Source organism: Paracoccaceae bacterium (assembly GCA_033344815.1).
Taxonomy (GTDB): Bacteria; Pseudomonadota; Alphaproteobacteria; order Rhodobacterales; family Rhodobacteraceae; genus Roseobacter.
The window spans coordinates 536,290-555,839 of record JAWPMR010000001.1; the positions used below are offsets into that span (position 1 = coordinate 536,290).

20 protein-coding genes are annotated in these 19,550 nt (G+C 54.3%); 13 read left to right on the forward strand and 7 right to left on the reverse strand.

The annotated features are described in order from the left end of the window. Nucleotides 1-326 precede the first annotated feature (326 nt). The 3 genes from R8G34_02530 to R8G34_02540 form a co-directional block, all read right to left on the reverse strand. Nucleotides 327-560: a hypothetical protein gene (locus tag R8G34_02530; GenBank protein ID MDW3221755.1), complete on the reverse strand. Its 234-nt coding sequence runs from the start codon at nt 558-560 to the stop codon at nt 327-329. 364 nt (nt 561-924) lie between these two features. Continuing rightward, the gene (locus tag R8G34_02535) at nt 925-1,332 is read right to left on the reverse strand and encodes a hypothetical protein (GenBank protein ID MDW3221756.1); all 408 of its coding nucleotides are present in this window, start codon (nt 1,330-1,332) and stop codon (nt 925-927) included. Between the two features lie 107 nt (nt 1,333-1,439). Beyond that, on the reverse strand, nt 1,440-1,568 hold the full coding sequence (locus R8G34_02540) for a hypothetical protein (GenBank protein ID MDW3221757.1): 129 nt from the start codon (nt 1,566-1,568) through the stop codon (nt 1,440-1,442). Between the two features lie 1,419 nt (nt 1,569-2,987). Between R8G34_02540 and R8G34_02545 the strand changes: the two genes are divergently transcribed. The 4 genes from R8G34_02545 to cls all read left to right on the forward strand — a co-directional run bounded on the left by R8G34_02545 (nt 2,988) and on the right by cls (nt 6,970). Further along, nucleotides 2,988-3,293, forward strand: a complete 306-nt coding sequence (locus tag R8G34_02545; GenBank protein ID MDW3221758.1) for a hypothetical protein — start codon at nt 2,988-2,990, stop codon at nt 3,291-3,293. 214 nt (nt 3,294-3,507) lie between these two features. After that, nucleotides 3,508-3,948, forward strand: coding sequence for a hypothetical protein (locus R8G34_02550; GenBank protein ID MDW3221759.1), 441 nt, complete (start codon nt 3,508-3,510; stop codon nt 3,946-3,948). A gap of 878 nt (nt 3,949-4,826) precedes the next feature. Then, nucleotides 4,827-5,537, forward strand: coding sequence for an endonuclease/exonuclease/phosphatase family protein (locus R8G34_02555; GenBank protein ID MDW3221760.1), 711 nt, complete (start codon nt 4,827-4,829; stop codon nt 5,535-5,537). Beyond that, a complete protein-coding gene (gene cls / locus R8G34_02560) occupies nt 5,534-6,970 on the forward strand; it encodes a cardiolipin synthase (GenBank protein MDW3221761.1) in 1,437 nt (478 codons plus the stop codon). Before R8G34_02555 ends, cls begins: the two co-directional genes overlap by 4 nt. A gap of 259 nt (nt 6,971-7,229) precedes the next feature. Here the strand turns inward: cls and R8G34_02565 are convergent, their stop codons facing one another. Together R8G34_02565 and R8G34_02570 are read right to left on the reverse strand one after the other, a co-directional pair. Beyond that, entirely contained in the window at nt 7,230-8,615 is a 1,386-nt protein-coding gene (locus R8G34_02565) for a DUF3179 domain-containing (seleno)protein (protein MDW3221762.1), read from the reverse strand. A gap of 656 nt (nt 8,616-9,271) precedes the next feature. Then, on the reverse strand, nt 9,272-9,574 hold the full coding sequence (locus R8G34_02570; GenBank protein MDW3221763.1) for a hypothetical protein: 303 nt from the start codon (nt 9,572-9,574) through the stop codon (nt 9,272-9,274). A gap of 12 nt (nt 9,575-9,586) precedes the next feature. On the opposite strand from R8G34_02570, the gene R8G34_02575 reads away from it, so the two are divergent. The 6 genes from R8G34_02575 to R8G34_02600 all read left to right on the forward strand — a co-directional run bounded on the left by R8G34_02575 (nt 9,587) and on the right by R8G34_02600 (nt 15,417). Then, nucleotides 9,587-9,766: a hypothetical protein gene (locus tag R8G34_02575; protein ID MDW3221764.1), complete on the forward strand. Its 180-nt coding sequence runs from the start codon at nt 9,587-9,589 to the stop codon at nt 9,764-9,766. A 265-nt stretch (nt 9,767-10,031) separates the two neighbouring features. Then, the gene (locus R8G34_02580; GenBank protein ID MDW3221765.1) at nt 10,032-10,298 is read left to right on the forward strand and encodes a hypothetical protein; all 267 of its coding nucleotides are present in this window, start codon (nt 10,032-10,034) and stop codon (nt 10,296-10,298) included. 217 nt (nt 10,299-10,515) lie between these two features. Next, complete coding sequence (locus tag R8G34_02585; GenBank protein MDW3221766.1) at nt 10,516-11,190, forward strand: hypothetical protein; 675 nt, start codon at nt 10,516-10,518, stop codon at nt 11,188-11,190. Nucleotides 11,191-12,734: 1,544 nt separating this feature from the next. Beyond that, on the forward strand, nt 12,735-14,066 hold the full coding sequence (locus R8G34_02590) for a DUF5930 domain-containing protein (protein MDW3221767.1): 1,332 nt from the start codon (nt 12,735-12,737) through the stop codon (nt 14,064-14,066). Continuing rightward, nucleotides 14,056-14,559, forward strand: coding sequence for a polymer-forming cytoskeletal protein (locus tag R8G34_02595; protein ID MDW3221768.1), 504 nt, complete (start codon nt 14,056-14,058; stop codon nt 14,557-14,559). The genes R8G34_02590 and R8G34_02595 overlap by 11 nt, the downstream gene beginning before the upstream one ends. Nucleotides 14,560-14,829: 270 nt before the next feature. Beyond that, on the forward strand, nt 14,830-15,417 hold the full coding sequence (locus R8G34_02600) for a VPLPA-CTERM sorting domain-containing protein (GenBank protein ID MDW3221769.1): 588 nt from the start codon (nt 14,830-14,832) through the stop codon (nt 15,415-15,417). A gap of 178 nt (nt 15,418-15,595) precedes the next feature. Here R8G34_02600 and R8G34_02605 read toward each other — a convergent pair whose 3' ends face one another. Together R8G34_02605 and R8G34_02610 are read right to left on the reverse strand one after the other, a co-directional pair. Beyond that, the gene (locus tag R8G34_02605; protein ID MDW3221770.1) at nt 15,596-16,141 is read right to left on the reverse strand and encodes a peptidylprolyl isomerase; all 546 of its coding nucleotides are present in this window, start codon (nt 16,139-16,141) and stop codon (nt 15,596-15,598) included. After that, on the reverse strand, nt 16,134-16,640 hold the full coding sequence (locus tag R8G34_02610; GenBank protein MDW3221771.1) for a peptidylprolyl isomerase: 507 nt from the start codon (nt 16,638-16,640) through the stop codon (nt 16,134-16,136). Before R8G34_02610 ends, R8G34_02605 begins: the two co-directional genes overlap by 8 nt. A 127-nt stretch (nt 16,641-16,767) precedes the next feature. On the opposite strand from R8G34_02610, the gene R8G34_02615 reads away from it, so the two are divergent. The 3 genes from R8G34_02615 to pdhA all read left to right on the forward strand — a co-directional run bounded on the left by R8G34_02615 (nt 16,768) and on the right by pdhA (nt 19,548). Continuing rightward, a complete protein-coding gene (locus R8G34_02615; protein ID MDW3221772.1) occupies nt 16,768-17,955 on the forward strand; it encodes a phosphoglycerate kinase in 1,188 nt (395 codons plus the stop codon). Nucleotides 17,956-18,096: 141 nt separating this feature from the next. Then, entirely contained in the window at nt 18,097-18,396 is a 300-nt protein-coding gene (locus R8G34_02620) for a septum formation initiator family protein (protein MDW3221773.1), read from the forward strand. 147 nt (nt 18,397-18,543) lie between these two features. Beyond that, nucleotides 18,544-19,548, forward strand: a complete 1,005-nt coding sequence (gene pdhA / locus R8G34_02625; GenBank protein ID MDW3221774.1) for a pyruvate dehydrogenase (acetyl-transferring) E1 component subunit alpha — start codon at nt 18,544-18,546, stop codon at nt 19,546-19,548. Nucleotides 19,549-19,550: the final 2 nt, after the last annotated feature.

The following is a 19,550-nucleotide window of genomic DNA, read 5'->3' on the forward strand; positions in this document are numbered from 1 at the left end:
TTTGAAAAAATTCGATCAAACGCTGCCCCTTTTTGCCCCGAAGCGTCGATCAGCGAAGATGTAGAAACCCTCCGCATCGTTGTTTCTTGACACGAACATAACTCACTTTTTTGTGATAGGCGATAGCGAATGCCCTGAATGTCGTTGATACACCGGAGACCTTCCACAGGCCGCCGAACCCGGGTTGATCCACCGGATTCGTCGGTGCTGCAAGTCGATGCGTAACCCGATCCCAGGCATCACCGACTTGTCCTCAGACCCTCTCAGTTTCCTCAAGTCTTGAATCTCTGTGGTCAGTGCCGAAGTGTCTGAATGGTCCAAACGGTTTAATGCCCCCCCCCTGTCTTCTGCGTATCCGATGTGCGGTCGGCTGGGTCTGCGAAAGCAGTGCCAATTCCAAAGAGATCATCAGAGAACCCCGGTCGCCACCTCAATCCCGCATTCATTGCGCGCAGTGCAATGGGCGCCCCGGCATTTGCCCAGCCCAAGCGGCCAAACAACATCAAATTTCCGTTCAGGGTGACATTGCCTGGCAGCATCGCCCATGTCGTGCCTGGCACGCCCGCGTCATCACGGACGTCTACACGATAAAGCCCTAAACATGCATTGGTCAGATGCCGTTGGTCTTTTGCGCACGTCCAGGCCAATCCCGGCGTATTTGAGCAACCCTGCCACGCCCTGAAACCACTCAACGGCTGTCAATGAGCCATTTACATCACTCAAGGCACCAAGCGCATAGATCTGATCGGTGATTTACTCACCGGCAGCGCCCCTAAACCAGGATCGAGGATCTTCAGACCTGGGCTGAATACTATTGAAAACGTCGAGAAGCCTGTGCGCGGATTGACCTGACCAAGGGTGAACAACGAAACTCCGCTACCCTGTGATCGGCTTGATCTGGGACGCATCGCGCCCGAGGTTCGTTCACATGGCGTTGCGCATCTCGTCCGGTCCATCTGCGATAGTCGCAAATGCATAACGGTAAAGGTTTGCGTGCGTCTGGTCCGCAGCCCCCATGGCCATGAAGTCTGCTTGTCCGATGATCTGTGAGAAAGAAGCCCCCGCAGGATAGATGCGCGACCCTTCGACACAGCTTTCGTCAATGACTTGCTTGAGACCGCCGGCAATCGACCCAACACCCATTGCGCGCCCGGTTGGAAAGCCGTTCATCAGGTTTTCCTCGGCAGAGAGGCGCACCATCGCGCCAGTCCTCTGCCAGTTCGCAGTCTCAAAACCCGGAACGCCACGACCCTGCGGGCAGTGGTTGGAATGCGTGTGGCTTTCGATCAGACCGGGCATCAGCGTACGCCCTTCTGCGTCGATAACATCCACCTTGTCACTTTGTGTTCGACAATTTCTGTGCCAATGCCCTTGTTTTCAGCTCAAAACGTGAACCCACCCGAAAAATCGCCAGATGGGGTGAAAACACGAGTCGTTTCTTAGATTTCGGCTTCCACTTCCCACGTCCCCACTTCCTCGATGTCTTTGGCGACGCGGTGGATCTTGTTGCGCACGACGAGCACGTCGAGGTTCTGCAACGCGGCGGTGACACCCTCAAAAACTACCACATTTGTGAATAATGTGACCTCTCAAAGCGAGGTTCAGGTCTTGTGCAAGCCTAACACGCGCGGTTATCGAGAGCGCACCGGCGAATATCGTTGCTTTGATCAATTGCGTTACGGGTTTTATGTCTCGGATAATTTAGTACGCGGGGCACCGAGGCATGATCACCGCACGCGACGCTCAGTTGGGTGTATTCTTGCGGATAACGCTGTCTTTCCTGTTGATCTTGATGGACGCCACATTCTGGCCGCTTGGCGGGGCGTCAAACCACTGATACGCAACCCCAACAAAGTGGATATCTTCGAGAGGATTGCCATCCAAGATCAAAATGTCCGCTAAGCGCCTTCTTCCATGACGCGGAGTCTATCCTGAGGATGCAGATTGCCCCGCTCCATAAGTGCAGCCAAATCTTTATCGTTCTAAATCAGCAACTTGATAGCCGCGAAGTTTCCAGAACAATTGGCCACGACATACGTGCTGACATCTATCGACTGAAGCAAAACTCAAGTTTTGCAAACGCTCTCATCGCCTTTACGTTGGATACCCCATCCTGCCCAAAAAAAGTGTCCTAAGGAACAATCCAAACATCGTTTTTATTGATGGCCTGCGCAGGAACCTCGGTCATCACCAGCGGGTACTAAAGTTTTGCGGTGCCGCCTCGACAGGCCGAAGGATACCTGCGTCATTGCAAACATTTGCGAAAACAAAACTGTCCCGATTAGCGGCGATCTTGACCGAAGTTTCCAGTTCCTCGCGGAAAAATAAGCAGTGTGCAGCGGACTGGCCGATGAAGGTACGCCGCGGCCAGTCACAGCGTAGATCGTCGTTGCTCCCAGACGAAGGGCTGCGCGTGGCACCTGCGGAATTCTGTCGGCCAGATATTCGAGGTGCTGTTCGAAGAAGGAGGGTTTTGCGCCCTCAAAGTTTGGACGTGGTTCGTTGTAGAAGCCATGCTCACCAAGGTCCGGGGCCTTTGAAATTGTAGGCTCGGACGGCTAAGTTGGCGGTTGCGCGGCCGTGCCCCGGTTGATTTCTTCCCGTAGGCCCGCCGGCTTCGCGCATGTAGTGAAGCCGTGCAGTAGCATCCTATCGGCTTTTACTGTCTAGACTGCACCCCCGCACGCCCAATCACAATGGTCGTGTAAGTCCGCAGTTGGCTCTGCAATTGTCATATGAACAGGCGCATAGAAGAAATAAGGCATCAACGCCTTTGCGCCGCGTTGTAGTTCCGTGCATTGGCATCCTCAATGCGTGCCTCGTTCAAGCCATCAAAAACATTGACGTCGGCCAAAAGGATTGGAAAAGCGCCGTCCCGCGCGCAAGCAATTCATAAAAAAAGAATTGCAGCAGCGCAATTTCGCACCTGATGACCTAAAGACGACAAACAGCAAAAGTCCAACCCGAGCGGTTTTGCCAGGTGTTTCATGTGCGAGGGGGCCCGCCCGTTTTTATCGAATGGTTTGGATCATGAGGTGCCGGTTGCAAAACTACTTGAGCGAAACGAACTGGACGATAGCCAGATCCGGACAGGCGAAGAATTCATACGGGACCAACACTGCTATGATCTGATGCACGGTGTCGCCACAAAAGTGCGCGACCCTTGGCGAAGTTCTCAGCACATTGGTGACCGACGTGGGATGGATCTCAACAATGGCCAGGTATGTTTGCAAGCTGACGGGACAACGACGCAACTGACCACCACCTCGTCGGACGTCTCCGCTGCGGTATGAGGACGTTTGTTATGCGGGATTCCTCATGCGGCTGTGCCACGAGAGCTGTGGGGCGGATTGGCGACCCTATCAGTTCCGCATCCGGCGTTTTGATCCCTCCGAGGTCCCCATACAAATGTATGACCAGTCGAAAGCAACACAGTACAAAAGGCCTGGGGTGCATTTCATTCCCCCCGCGCGATGGTCGCTCTTGAGACATGACGCTGGACTGGCCATGCCACACGCCGCCGCCCACAAGGGTCATTTTCCGGAACAGTCAAAGCGTCTGATCGATAAGCACCTTGAAAAAACCGACGTGTCATTGGACCACTTCCGCGCGCTCACAAATCAGAACCCGGGCAGACAGAAGCGCGCCCTGCAAAAACATGAAACCGCGCTCTACAAACTGTTCGAAGAGCACCGCAGGAAAAGAGCACTTGCCTTGATTGTCCACAGCAACTTGCCGCAAAAGGAAATCGGCGCGCCCGTCGGCATCACAAAAGAGCAGGGTTTTTCCCGCAAGTGCAGGGCATTTACAGGCCAAATCGTTCCCGATAACGAACAGCAACACGGTGAGTTGGATTTGCTTTGGCTCCTTTTGGACGACTTTTCAAATGTCGCCGTGCTATGGCAGTGGAAGCCAAGAGAGAGGGCCCGCTCGATTATTGGTCCATGAACAGTTTTCTCTGTGATCGCACCATGGGCTGCTTTCTCAACTCTCCTAACGAGCGGCGGAACCGGGGACAGTGGAAGCAATCCAGAAAAGGAATTCCCCTGTGCAGCGCGACCGATCTGCAAGACGCGATTGGCTTCGTCAGAGGTTGGCCTGTCTAAACCGAGTTCAATCCCCAGAATGCACCAGACCTGCGTTCAGAGCCTGACACGGTGGATCTTTAAGCATACTGCTGTTGGTCCCATCGCGGGATTTCACGTCCAGGGTAACCCAGTGTTTTCGCTGTGTCGCCAACAACATTCCTTTCTCTGGAAGTCGAGAATGACATCCTTTTTGCGAACAGTCCCATGACCATAAGGCGCTCTGGTCCCGACATCGTTCTGGCACGGCTTTTTGAGTCCCAAGGTTGCAGAGCAATAAGCTTTCATGATTCATGCACAAAAAAGACATGTCGTCCCTATTGGTTTTACTTGCATACATCGTTGCGCCGGGCGGTTTCAATTTCACGCTTCGGTTGCCGCTTGGCCCAATGTTCAAAAGGAAGCACCTATTGCCTTCGGGCGCGAGCTACGCATTGGCAAGTTCATCTTCAGATGACACAAGTTGCGCGACAGATTTCTGTCCAAAACAGTATTTCGCTAATAAAGACATTATGCGCCGGGATACTGGAAAATAGAATGTAACGGGCCGCGTCCTTGCAGGCTGATCAGCCCAATTGGTCCAACCGCCACAAAACCGGCAGTCTTTTTCTTGCGCATCAACGGCCCCGCGTATGCACTTGAGTGAACGACTTGCTGTTTCGCTCTTGCCAGATGAATGTAGAATTGCATTCAGACGGCCAAATGCGCCGGCGCAAGGACAAATGGAGTTGCACAAGCGTTATGACCGCGGACTTGGGTGAAAACAGAACGGTGAGGATCGCAAGCTACAACATCCGCAAGGCCGTCGGGCTCGATTGGCGCAGGGACCCGCATCGAATTGTCGATGTCATCAGCGAAATCAACGCAGATATTGTCGTTTTGCAGGAAGCCGACAAACGTCTGGGCCAACGCCCGGGTGTTTTGCCATTGGACCGTCTATACGCGGAGCAGAATTACGTTCTGGGAGCCATGAATGCAGGAGGGCAAAGCCATGGCTGGCATGGCAACGCAATTTTGTACCGCAAAAAAGTGGTATCCGCGCCGGAGACCGAACGCATTACGCTGCCAGCGCGCGAACCGCGTGGCGCAATTGCAGCGCGTTTTCAGGATGAAGGTTTTGCGGTCATTGGTACCCATCTTGCCTTGACTGCCGGCGTGCGGCGGCGCCAAATTCAAACGCTGTGTACACGCGCGGCGCATTTCGAGATGCCAACCGTAATCGGCGGTGATTTCAACCACTGGGGCAGAAAACTGCCCGCCGGAAACCACCCCGTGATCACGCCGGGCCCAAGCTTTCATGCCAGTCGCGAAATAGCCGCACTTGACCGGTTTATCTTGTGCGGTGCGATCAGACCAACCGGCTCTTTTGTCCATAAATCAATCGCTGCACGTCAGGCGTCAGATCATCTCCCCGTTGTTCTTGATTTTGAAGTCGTGAAAGGTTCTGCGTGATCCTGGCCCTTCTCGCGACCCTGCATGCGTTGCTCGTGTTGGCGTTCACGACACGCATTTTGCTGAGGGAGGACCTGTCACCTCCTGCGCGTCTGGCCTGGTTCATTGTCCTGAATGTCGTCCCGTTTTTCGGTGTGACTGTCTACTTCCTGTTTGGTGAAATTGACATTGGCCAGCGCGCGACGGCCCACCATGAACGGGTCTTTGACGAAGTTTCCAAACGCGCGACCCACTTCATGGGAACGCAATCCTCCAGCAAATCGATGATCGTCCCTGACTACAGCCCCGCATTCGCCTATGCGGCCTCGATCAACGGATTTCATCCTGTGCCCGGAAACAAGGTCGCGCTGATGGAGAATGCTTTGGCTACCCGCGACGGCATGATCCGCGACATAGATGCAGCCAAAAATCATGTGCATGTGCTCTATTACATCTGGCTGGACGATCAAACCGGCACAGAGCTGGCAGAAGCTCTGATCCGTGCGGCGTCACGCGGTGTGACCTGTCGTGCCTTGGCAGATGGCCTTGGATCGCGCGCCCTGATCGAGTCGCCACTTTGGCGCAAAATGCAATCAGCCGGTGTCGACGTTGCCGTAGCGCTCCCGATCGACAAGCCGTTCCGCACGATACTGACAAGTCGGATTGACTTGCGCAACCACCGAAAGATCACGGTGATTGATGGTCGGGTGACCTATTGTGGCAGCCGAAATTCAGCGGACCCTGAGTTTCGGATTAAACCGCGATATGCGCCCTGGGTGGATATCATGTTGCGATTTGAGGGGCCCGTTGTGGCGCAAAACCAGGTTCTGTTTGTGGCCGACTGGACGATTGCCACCGGCGATACCATCGAACCGATTCCTGTAGACATATCGCAGTCCCCCGGCGGTTTCCCCGCACAGGTCATCGGCGATGGTCCCACCGTGCGCCGCGGGGCGACGCCTCAGTTCTTCTCTATTTTGATCGCGAGTGCGCGACGGCAGATCACCATCTCCACACCCTATTTCGTTCCTGATGCCACGTTGCTTGAAGCACTTTGCGCCGCTGCTTTTCGTGGTGTTCAGGTGACCCTGATTTTCCCTGCGCGCAATGACAGCTGGGTGGTCGCGGCCGCGAGCCGCAGCTTTTATCGCAGGCTGCTCATGGCGGGATGTCGGATTTACGAGTTTCGGAACGGGCTGCTGCACGCAAAATCCTTGACTGTTGATGAAACAGTCACGGTTGTCGGATCAACGAATCTGGATCTGCGCAGTTTCGATCTGAATTATGAAAACAACATCTTGTTACAAGATGAAGCAACAACAACAGAGGTTCGCGCGCGTCAGGCGGATTATATCGCGCAATCAGATTGCATTCGGATCGACACCGTATTGGCCTGGTCTCCGTTTCGCCGCGTGTGGCACAATGCAATCGCAACGATTGGCCCGATCCTGTAGCTCCGGTGTGTGTTCTGCTCGGTGTTTCGGCCGATTGCATTCTGGCACCGATTGGGGGCCCGCTGAGGTTCGGTGGTTTTGCAATAAACCATTGTGAACTGCTGCTGTGATTGAAATCGCCCTCTCCGGGGTATATTTGCCTGGACCGCTCAAGTTGCGGCAAAGCAATTCCTCCAAGGGGTGGTTTGCATCATTCAACAATCAGAAAAATCCAAGCGGGCAGATACTCCAGACTTTCTTGCCCGCACCACCGGACGTCCTATTGCGACCAAAGGTCGGTTTGAGGGTAAAACTGTGACCAGGCGAACCAGAAGGCCTGATGGCTGCCCACATCGGATCCATCAGCATCCACCGCTCTGATGCCACCGGCATCCAGTTCCAGCCGGACGTTCTGGTAAGCAATCTCATCGCCCTGTCTCAGAGCCAACAGTGCTTTGCTGCGCTGAAACGCCACTGGCGTGCCTGAACTTGTGACGACACCAATAACATCCTCATGCACGGACAGGCGCGGATCGACATCACCCACCGGAAAGATCGGGCCGTTGGCATCCCGACCATTGCGGAAATCGGGATCGCGACCCAGCGCATATTTTTCCAGCAGCACCGTGGTTTGAGGATGTGCTTCTTTCCATGTCCCCCAGTCGGTGGTCACAACCGTTGCCTGCTGTAATTGCAGGTTCTTTTCGGCCAAAGGCCCTGTGAGAGCCGTCCCCAGAAACGTATCAAACACCGAGAACGTTGCGAGGTCATACATTACCTTGTTGGACCGGCTCAGCAGCCCCGATGTGCGCAGCACCGGGCGGTCGATGCCCTCTGGCAGCCCATCCGTAAAATAGGCCTGCGCGGCGCCGCATAAAGTACAATAGGGTATGCCCAGATCCCGACCGCCCAAAGTGTCATTGACCATTTCGCGCACTTCCATGATGCGCCTTGGATAAGCCCGGTATTCCCCATTCACCTCGATGCCAAATACAATGTCATCGTCTTGCAGCCACGTTGCGTCTTTGGCGCTGCTGACGTCAGGGTTGTCTGCCGCTGGAATGCAATTGCACTGCTCATCCGTGGTATCAAAGGGGCGATCATCAATCAGCACACCGCCCCAGGATACCAACCGCCAGTCAATATCACCCTCCACAAAGATTTCATCCCAGCCCGGAATGATACTGGTAAAGATGGCCCGCTTTACCCGCAAATAGTCGGGAGGCGCCGGAATGTCCCATGCGATCAGATGATCGGTTAAATTGCCCCAGCTGTTGGTGCCGGGCAGATCCTTTCCCAGCAATTCAGAGGCAACGGTGTTGAGATCCGCGCTCAATGCACGCCCATTGGCAAAGCGCATCAGGTCACCGACAATCCAGGCGATCCGGGGATCTTTTGACTCAGCGATGTCGCTGAGGGCGAGTGTTTGATCCCTGCCCCAGGACGATTGCAAGACACTATCAACAAACGCCACCTGAACAGCCGCTTGCAGAGTTTCGGACATCGGCCCTGTCGGCACGGCAGGTGGGTTGCCATATTGCGCCGTCACATAGTCCGGCAAGGCGTCGGCATTCTGAGCCCGCGCCGTTTGAAGCCAAACCAAGGAAATCGCGACCAACCAACCAATGAAAACCAAATGAAAACGCGCGCTGATTGCTAATGCCATAAACTAGCCCTTCGTGGATCAATTTGAATCTCAGACATAAATGCAGAAAACATCAGTGCCCGTGCCACGTGGTTTTCTAACAGGTCTGATCTGAAAGGCGGTCAAGCGCACACAGCACCGACAGCTTTAAGGTATCAGCTCATGGCAGCGCCAATCACGTCTCCTCAGAATTCGGTGAAGTTCGGTGATGCGATCGCCGTTTTACGCAATTGCACGAAAGGAGAATGACCTATTATGGTTTGTTGGGTGTAAGGCTTTCTCTTGCATAATGCAGTCCAGCCGACGGTCATTCACGTCGAAATCAAAAAACATCATCAAGCCGGACCCATGAAGAAAAATTCTGCCCAAAGGAGCATTGGCTCAAAAGCTCAATTCACATGCGGCACCATGGGACAAGTGCCGCAGGCTTTTGAAAGCATGAAAGTTGATCTGCCAGTCCTGATGCGCAGGCTCAACTGGGAAGACAGGGGTACGCTAATGCCGCGCAGGGCTTTTACACTAAGACGTCAACCCATTCGCGAGAAGGTGAAACCCGGAGTGTTGCCGCGCTTAGCCCGCACCGGCGACAGACAGCAGCGGATGCGTCTGAGTTATGACAGCTGAGTGTCCAAGGTCCCCGCGCAGAAAATGCCCCGTCGGGTGACGCAACACGGCGATTACGGATCGACCCCATGGGTGCAGACAACGTTCACGAATCTGAAAGAAATAGTACTTTGGCGACCCCAACAGAATGCCTTGGCACGTTTCAAGTCAACACCGGCCAAGCGGCAAACGGCGCCGGGCTGCAACCAAAGATCGCAGGGCTTGCCAACAGGGCCATTGTCGAGGCGTAGGTCGAGCTCATCAACAGCGTCATCGCTGGCACTGACATGGTCGGCAAAGTTAATGACCCAGAAGGCAATGCCGTTCGCGACGCTTTTCAATCCAAGGCATCGTTTTGCAGCGATAATAAGCAGCATTTCGACCTCGCGGTGACACATGAGGGATGCGGCAGTGCGTACATGAACGACAACATCCTTTCGGTGAATGCGACCGCAGTCCGCTATCGGCGTTTCCTGGGTAAAGGAATCGACTTCGACACGATAGTATCGGAAACCGTGGCCACCAGTTTTCTGACCAGCCCCCGACTGGCGGCTCATCAGATTGCCTAGAACGACCCCGCTCATGCGGCATTTAACAATAACACGAGCGCCAAATCAGGTTTCAACGCACGCGATTGATCCGGCAGGAAGACATCGAACTGAATTTGCGTCAGTTCGAAACATCTTGGAAGTGAGCAGGCTGTGGGGTGTTACCGTCTTGAAGGATGGAAACTTCGTGACGTCATATCACGAAATGGGCGACCTATGACGACTTGGGCTGCGCCAGTTCTGGTCTCGAACACATCATCCACCCCCCCCCGAAGGGCTGACGGACTTGGCTTCAAACGCAGCAGGTGCCGACGCCTCCGACGCTGCCGTGGACAGCCTGTCAGGTGGTGGGTTTGTCGTCACTAAATCCTCAGACTGTAGTGACATTTATCTGCGCGCATTTTCAAACACGGGAAGTTTTCAAAATCAGGTGACTGTGACAACCCAACCAGACTTTCAAGACAAAGTCGTGGTCGTGGTCAAGGCCCTGAATGATGGCGACTACGTCAGTGCAATGCCGACTCAACCGCGGACGGCCTTCTTTGTCGGGTAAAAACCACAAACGTCACCGAGATCGACACGAGTGTAACGGGTGCATTTTTTTCAGAAGGAAGGGTTTGCCAGGCGAGATATTCGCTTCCGTGGGGATCCGCGTCCAAAAAAAACGTCAATCTCGAAGGCGATCACATCGAAGCGCGCAGTTTTGCAATATCTAAAGTTGTCACAACTGATCCCACGGCTTCCGTTGTTTTGAGGGCTCCAAGGACGATTTGATACTTGGTCAACGTCGGAAGAACAGCACCACTTTCTCCAGCGGCAATAGTTGCTTTGACGACACCGGTAATGATCCGATCCCTGTCGGTGCCAACACGACTTTAATCAACGCCGTCGAGCCTCTGGACGGCGGTGCCCAGATCGGCACCCTCAAAACAGCGGGCTTTAACGTCGTTTATACAGTGAACCTGATCGCCGGGGAGATGGGTGTTATCGATGCGCCTGCGATTGCTTTCAAATCCCTCAAACATTCTCGAAATCTCGTGAACGGTCGTGGCACCGATGCCATTGCCGGCACAGGGGGAAGTGACGAGATCAACGGCGGTGGTCGTCACGGTTGCATCTTGGCCGAAGCGGGTCATGAAGAACGCTTGTGGGGCAGCGGCCACAAGTCGTCCAAAAAGCGCAGAAACGGTCGCAACATATGCTTTGGTATCGCGCCGCCCTGCCTGAGCCGTGCCCTGAGGGTTTGGCGTCAGAAGCCTGCTCACGCTGGCAATTTCGCGCATGGCGAAAGAGATGGATCAATGAGTGCTTTGTGTTGTGATCGATGCGCGCAGCCCAAACGCGCAGATTTTTGCGATACCTTTTCAGGGATGGTTCGCTTAAGGGGAGCCAATTCCTTGATAACGGCTGCACTATTCAGACGCGTCTTTGATAAAAACTCATGATCCTTGATCTTATAGGGAACTTGCGATCCATTTTGACACTAACCTGTCTGTCGCTTCGCCGCATTCGATCCACCCTCGGACAACCGTTGCGCGTGCGCCGGTCTGTATTTTCCGCACGGTTTGTAAATCCACTCAGACGGGCTCAGTGCGTTTCAAATTCGAATACCGTTTAACCGAAGACGCGGAAATTAGGTCAATGTCTCCTCGGTCGCATCAGACCTTGGTGGATTCACTGCACCGGGTGATGGCACGTATGATTTCCGGCCTCAGAAACTGTCGGTTTGAGCAAGGGTGCCTCAGAGGGCATACATGAACTGCCTGCCACAGTGAGTGATGTCTAGATGTTCCTTGGACCCTGCATTTATGTATTTTGTCTTTTCGTGGCGCTGATGTCTTACACGCCTGACCAAATTGGGAAGTCGCGCGTCATGAGTGTCATTAGGTTGTTGGCACTTTAGGCTCATGCCCCCGTCAGACTTACAGGATGCTGATCGGTCGTTGGTCCATCTTTTCTTCTCTCGCAGTCCATCCACCCATCGTGTGATTGGCGTACTTCCGTCTCGCACCAAGTGCTAAACGGTCCATGCGACTGGAATGAACAGCTTACGCAATCGGCTATTTCTTTGCATCGATGTGCCGACCAGTTTGGCTTTGCCGACAGTTGCAATTTGTCCCGACACGACCCCAAGAAAACGGACGCATCGCGCCATTTGCCAAGTACGTCGCCCTGAGCGACAGCGGCGACAAGATGAGTATGATCGTTGACCCAATGCCAGGAAACCCAATCAGGCGTCACAAGCCTCGTCTTTTTGAGCTACAGATTTGATCTCGGCGTCCAGTCCAGACACTTGCGCGTTGATTTAGCACCAACTCGTTGGCCACGCATTCAAGCGTCTCCAGTATGCGCGGAGACAGGTTACTTTCGACATGATCTGCCAGGCCTTCCAGAGATTTTGCGAAAACGTGAAGCCCGGAGCCATTTCGGTACAACGCTCCGTCAGAAAACCTGAACCTGATTGAACAAACTTCCTAGAGTGTGAACCAACCGCTCACACAGAAGATGAATCGCTTGTAAATCCAATTGTTCTTTCGACATGAGAGCTGTGGAAGACAAGGAACTCGGAGCGTTCAAGTCGTTGCCAAACCGGAATGCGGTGCCGCCGTGATCCATGGGTCCTGATCGCGCCGTGTCTTTCCTGAAATGCTGGCACTGCTGGCATGCTCAATCCCTCAATTGTATTTTGCGAAGGGGTTTGAAATCTGCAAACTCGAGCGTTTTCCCAAACTGCTCGGAATGCGTAACTGCCGACGCAATCAGCACTTTTTCGCTCATTGCCAAGTCCGTCAAACTTGGAAAAAGCCCGCTCAACGCCCTTGCAAACAAGCAGCTTTTTGCCGATTTGCAACATTTCCACGCCAAGTTGCATAGCTCTGACCAAACGGGCTTGCCCCGATGGAAGTGTCTTATTAAGCACTTCTTTGCAAATCGTTAGTTACGTTCATGATCATGAACACCTTGATGAAACAGACAAAGGGACAGCTTTGTGCGGACACGTTTGGCGATCAAATTTCACGGTATGCTGGAGAGGCATTTCCCTGAACGTCGCGTGTTCCTGAAATCTGATACCGATACCAGATTCATTCGTTTGCGCTCAGAAACTCAACTCATTGCTGTTGCTGGTACGGCCGTATTCATTGGTTGGACAATCGTCGCGACGGCGATTTTGCTGATGGATAGCATCGGCTCGGGAAATTTTCGCGATCAGGCCAAGCGGGATCAACAAACCTATCAGGCACGCTTGAACGATTTGTCGGCGCAGCGTGATGGGCGCGCTGAAGAAGCGCTTGCGGCCCAGCAACGTTTCAACGCGGCATTGGACCAGATTTCTGCCATGCAATCGGAACTGCTGGAGTCCGAGACGCGCCGTCATGAGTTGGAGACGGGCATCGAGGTCATTCAGACAAGCTTGCGCAATACGATGAATGCGCGGGATGCTGCGCGTCAGGAACTTGCGTCGCTGCAAGATGAGGCTGCCGACACCGCAACGCCCACAATTGCAAGTGCAACTGGCACGGTATCTCCCGTCGATTTTCTTTCCGAAGCTCTTGCACGTACCGCAGCAGAGCGTGACGAGGTCATTGCAGACGCACAGGCGGCATTGGACCACGCCGACGATTTGACGCTTGAAATTGCCTTGATGCAAGAAAACAACGACCAGATTTTTCGCCAGCTTGAAGAGGCGATGACAGTGTCTGTTGCGCCGCTGGACAAGATGTTCAAGGCCGCCGGCATGCCACCACAGCGCATATTGGACCAAGTGCGCCGCGGCTACTCCGGTCAAGGCGGTCCGCTGACACCGCTGTCATTCTCAAGTCGGGGCGAAGAGCTGTCGCCTGACTTCCTCCGCGCCAATAGGTTGCTGGAGCAGATGGACACGCTTAATTTATACCGCATCGCCGCCGAAAGAGCCCCTTTCGCTCTTCCGGTAAAATCCGCTTTCCGATTTACCAGTGATTATGGTTTCCGACGCGATCCCAAAACAGGTGGGCGCAGAATGCACCGAGGTGTGGATTTTGCAGCGTCCGCCGGCACAGATCTATACGCAACCGCAGATGGAAAAGTCATTCATGCCGGATGGCAATCCGGATACGGCCGCCTCATCAAAATCCAACATGACTTCGGAATTGAGACAAGATACGCACATCTTTCAAAAATTCGCGTCAAAGTTGGGCAAAGGGTCTCGCGTGGCGATCATATTGGTGATATGGGAGCATCTGGACGGGTGACCGGCGTGCACCTCCACTACGAAGTGCGAGTCGGTGGGAAAGCTGTAAACCCAATGATCTATATCAAGGCTGCAAAAGATGTTTTCTAAGAGCAAAATCAACGAACCAGGCCAAAAACCGGCGGAACCAACGTCGACACCGGCAAAACCGCCCTCCTCCTCCGCACCGGCCACACCGGCGCCGAGCGAGTACAAGCCAAGCCCGCCAAAGGCCAAGCCACCTGCCTCTGTCCTATCGGCAGACCTGCATGTGACGGGCAATATGAAAACGACCGGCGACATAAATGTCGAAGGCACGGTCGAGGGTGATATCCGCGCGCATCTACTGACGATTGGTGAAACAGCGACCATCAAGGGCGAAGTGGTGGCTGATGACGTGGTCGTAAACGGTCGTATCGTAGGCCGCGTCAGGGGCTTGAAAGTGAGGCTGACGTCAACAGCGCGCGTCGAAGGTGATATTATTCACAAGACAATTGCGATTGAGTCGGGTGCACATTTTGAAGGGTCCGTACAACGTCAGGATGACCCTTTGAACCCGGGTGCAAAAACCGCGCCAGCGAAGAAAGCTAACCCGGCGTCCTAAATCGCTACTATGACTGTTGGAAAGGCGGCGCTTTAGCGGCGCCTTTTTTGCATTTTGACCGGAATTGACACTGAAAACCCAACAATACGCCTTGAAACAATGACTGCTGTTTTCAGGAATTGTCTCCTAATTCCGGTTAAGAGATATCATTTTTCACGACCCTAGATGGAATCGCCACCGGTTTAGGGTTAATTCGGAAAAGATGTATTGCATTTGAATAAAACGTGACGTAGTCCGCCGCTTGGTTTCTAGTAACAAAGGTTCGAGTAAATGCTTAAATCAGCTTTTCCAGCAATATGTCTAACAATCGCAGCGGCGATCGCGTCGCCTTCGTCGGCAGCGACGTTCAATAACGTCAAGGGCGTCGTCATCGAGGGTGGCGTAGCACCCGCAGCAAGCGCACCGCCTCCCGGACTCAAAATTGGGGATTTCAACTCCGCACCGGGCAACCCTCTTTTGAACGTGGTCGGCGACACTCAGATTTACGGTGGCGTCGCGCACCGGTTTCCGGGCGAATACACGGATGCGTGGGCCATGGATTTCGGCACCAATGTGTATGACATCGTTTTCAACTGGGTCAAAAAATCCAGGGATTTCGATGGCCAAATTCTCGTAAACGGCGTGAGCACCGAATTGTCAGAATCCGGTTCATTAAGTCTCGGCAGATACACAGGACTCGTCACATTTGACGTGGATCCGATTTATGGCCTGTTCTCGCCGACAAGAAGCAACGGTCGCTCGCATGAAGTTGCAACCTGGGACCTGCAGGTTTCGACAGTTCCACTACCAGCGGGTGTCGTTCTTATGCTGTCTGTTCTTGCGGGATTCGGCATTATGCGGCGTCGCAAGGCTTCCTAAACCATCCAAAAGAAGAGTCAAAAAACGCCTCTGACCATTTGGGAGAGGCGTTTTTTTTTCGACGTGAAACTATTGACCAAGTTCACAAACTAACGCGGTTTCATACAACGAAAACGCGCTGGCACCGCAAAGCGGGCACAATGCGCCGCTTTGCCAGTCTATCCAGCGTACGCTTGCATCAGTCAGTCACGGTGACCTTTTCCATCGTATCTGGCGCGCCTATGACAGCGCCGTTTGGACCCGCCCCCAGCTTAATGGCATCCAGAACCTCTAATCCTTCAGTCACTTTGCCAACAACGGTATATTGTCCGTTCAGGAAGTACCCTTCATCAAACATGATGAAGAACTGGCTGTTTGCGCTGTCGGGGTTCTGCGCCCGGGCCATCCCGACGACGCCCCGGTCAAACGGAACATCCGAGAACTCCGCAGGCAAATCCGGCTGATCTGAACTGCCGGTACCCGCGCGGCGCATGTCTCCGCCTGCCTTGCCGTGCTGAACATCTCCGGTTTGCGCCATGAACCCTTCGATGACTCGGTGGAACACGACGCCGTCATAGGCACCATCCGCCGCCAGTGTCGTAATCCGTTCCGAATGCCCGGGTGCTACATCCTCAAACAGGTCGATCACGATGACACCATTGGCCTCGCCGGTGACCTGAATTTCGATCCCTGATGCGGCGGCCGGGCCTGCCAACATCATTGATACCACAACCGCTTTATACATCCGCGACCACCTTCATGGAGACAATACGATCCGGTTCCGCAGGCGGTTCGCCCTTGGTGATCGCGTCTACATGCTCCATGCCTTCGATGACCTGACCGTAAACGGTATACTGGCCATTCAGGAAATCATTGTCCTTGAAATTGATAAAAAACTGGCTGTTTGCGCTATCCGGGTTTTGCGACCGCGCTGCACCAATGGATCCGCGAGCATGTGGAATTTTGGAAAACTCCGCAGGCACATCCGGCAGGTCCGACCCACCCGTCCCCGCCATCCTTAAATTGAACCCGTCTTCCATATCCCCGTGCTGCACGTCACCTGTCTGCGCCATGAAGCCGTCAATGACACGGTGAAACGCCACGTTGTCATATTGCCCGGACCGGGTGAGTTCCTTCATACGCTCAACATGTTGCGGGGCGACGTCGGGTAGCAACTGAATGGTAACTGTGCCCCCCTTCAATTCCAGAACGATAGTGTTTTCAGGGTCTTTGATCTCGGCCATTTGGCGCTCCTTCGATAATAGCTTGCCGATTACCTAAGGCGTGGCGACCAGATTGCCAAGCAAGTCCATTGACCTCTGAGCCGATAAGCGCAAAACACACCGCAATGGCGCATGAAAGGAATGGACGATGGGTTGGAAGACACTGGACGATATGGACCTTGCAGGCAAACGCGTCTTGGTGCGCGTGGACATCAATGTTCCGGTAGAAGACGGACACGTCACCGATACCACCCGGATTGATCGCATTGTCCCGACCATCAAGGACATTGTTGCGGGCGGCGGTCTCCCCATCCTTTTGGCGCATTTCGGACGGCCCAAGGGTCAATATGTGCCGGAAATGTCCTTGCGCGTGACCCTTCCCGCATTGCAACTGGCGCTCGGCCAAGAGGTTGTGTTCGTTGAACGACCTGATGTCGATGCTCTCAAAGCCCTACCCGCAGGCTCCATCGTTTTGGTAGAGAACACCCGCTTTGCTGCGGGTGAAGAGGCGAATGATCCTGCAATGGCAAAGTTCCTCGCCAGCCTCGGTGACATCTATTGCAACGATGCCTTTTCAGCCGCTCACCGCGCACATGCTTCAACAGAAGGCGTCGCGCACTTGCTGCCGTCATGTGCCGGGCGCTTGATGCAGGCTGAACTCTCCGCCTTGGAAGCCGCTCTCTCCCACCCGGAACGCCCGGTCGGTGCTGTCGTGGGGGGCGCGAAAGTATCGAGCAAGATTGCCCTTTTGGAGAATCTTGTGGGGCGGCTGGATCTGCTGGTCATTGGCGGCGGCATGGCCAACACATTCCTTGCCGCACAAGGCGCACGTCTGGGCGCATCCCTGCAAGAGCCCGATTTGATCGATACCGCCAAAACCATCATGGCGCGCGCGCAGGAGGCTGGATGCCGCATCTTGTTGCCGGTAGACGGGCGCGTCGCACGAGACTTCAAGGCAGGAGCAGCGCATGATGTAATAGCGCTCGGGCCTGACGCCGTTCTGGACGCCGATCAGATGGTCCTTGATGCGGGGCCGCTCAGCTCCAAAGCCGTGTCTGACGCCTTCGCCGATCTCAAGACCCTGATCTGGAATGGGCCGCTCGGCGCATTCGAAATGGCACCTTTCGATCAGGCCACAAATGCTGCAGCAGCAGATGCCGCGCGGCTGACCAAAGCCGGGGCATTGATTTCGGTCGCGGGTGGCGGGGATACGGTTGCGGCTCTCAATCAAGCCGGCGCAGCGGAGGATTTCACATATATTTCGACCGCCGGCGGTGCCTTTCTGGAGTGGATGGAAGGCAAGGAATTGCCAGGGGTCGCAGCCCTGACATCCTGATGGCAAGAGGTGTGTCAACGGACAGGATCGGCAAAAATGCCAGCTTTACAACGGTTTTACGACAAAGGGGATTCCCTTGATATCTCCATTGTGCCATAGTTTCGTCACGCCCGTTAAGAGGCGATCATGAGGCTACGAGACATGTCACCCACATCCCGGCCCGCTTTTGGCACATTTGTGTTTTGCGCCCTTGCCATGGGCTTGGGCACCTATTTCACATTTGCCGCCGTCCAGGGTGATTTTGGCCTCTTTCGCCGGGCAGAGATTGTCGCAGAAGCCGACGCACTGCGCGATCACCTGGATCAAGTCAAAACGGATGTGGCACGTATGGACAACCTGACGCGGCGGTTGTCGGATGGTTTTCTGGATCTCGATTTGCTGGATGAGCAGGCCCGGTCCGTTTTGGGGATGATCCGTGCGGATGAAATCGTCATCCGCTAGGATAGATATCGTTCGAAACAGGGCCTCTGAACCCTTGCAGCCCATGCTCTAGATTGCCCCTCGCAATAGCTTTACGAATCCGATAAAAGATAGTTTAACGCTAAACTATCTGCCCGATCATGGGCGCGACGAGGGAGAACCGCTCTGATGGCACCACGAAAACCAGCCAAGAAACCAAATGTATCTGCGGAGGATCTGAAAGCCTACTACCGCGATATGCTGTTGATTAGGCGCTTTGAAGAAAAGGCCGGGCAGCTCTACGGAATGGGTTTAATTGGCGGGTTCTGTCACCTCTACATCGGACAGGAAGCGGTTGTTGTGGGGCTTGAGGCAACGGCCAAGGACGGCGACAAACGTGTTACATCCTATCGTGACCACGGCCATATGCTGGCCTGCGGCATGGACCCCAAAGGCGTTATGGCGGAGCTGACAGGGCGCGAGGGCGGCTATTCCAAAGGTAAGGGTGGCTCCATGCACATGTTCTCCAAGGAGAAACACTTTTATGGCGGTCACGGTATTGTTGCCGCTCAGGTGCCGCTTGGCGCGGGCTTGGCATTTTCCGACAAGTATAAAGGCAACGACAATGTGACCTTTGCCTATTTCGGAGATGGTGCTGCAAACCAGGGCCAGGTCTATGAAGCCTATAACATGGCCGAGATCTGGAACCTGCCGGTGGTTTTTGTGATCGAGAACAACCAGTACGCGATGGGCACCTCCACCAAACGCTCCACGCACTCTCCCAGCTATTGGGAACGCGGCGCCGCCTATGGGATCAAAGGCGAAGAAGTTGACGGCATGGATGTGCTGGCCGTGAAAGCCGCCGGTCAAAAGGCCGTCGAAACCTGCCGTGCGGGCAAAGGCCCCTACATCCTGGAAATCAAAACCTACCGTTACCGTGGGCATTCCATGTCAGATCCTGCAAAATATCGTACCCGCGAAGAAGTTCAGAAAATGCGCGATGAACGTGATCCGATCGAAAACGTCCGCTCCCTGCTGCTCACCGGAAAACACGCCACCGAGGACGACCTCAAATCCATCGATAAGGAAATCAAGGAAATCGTGAACGAAAGCGCTGAATTCGCCAAAACCTCGCCGGAACCCGCGCTTGAGGAACTGTGGACCGATATTTACGCAAAAGCTGGGGAGGCTTGATC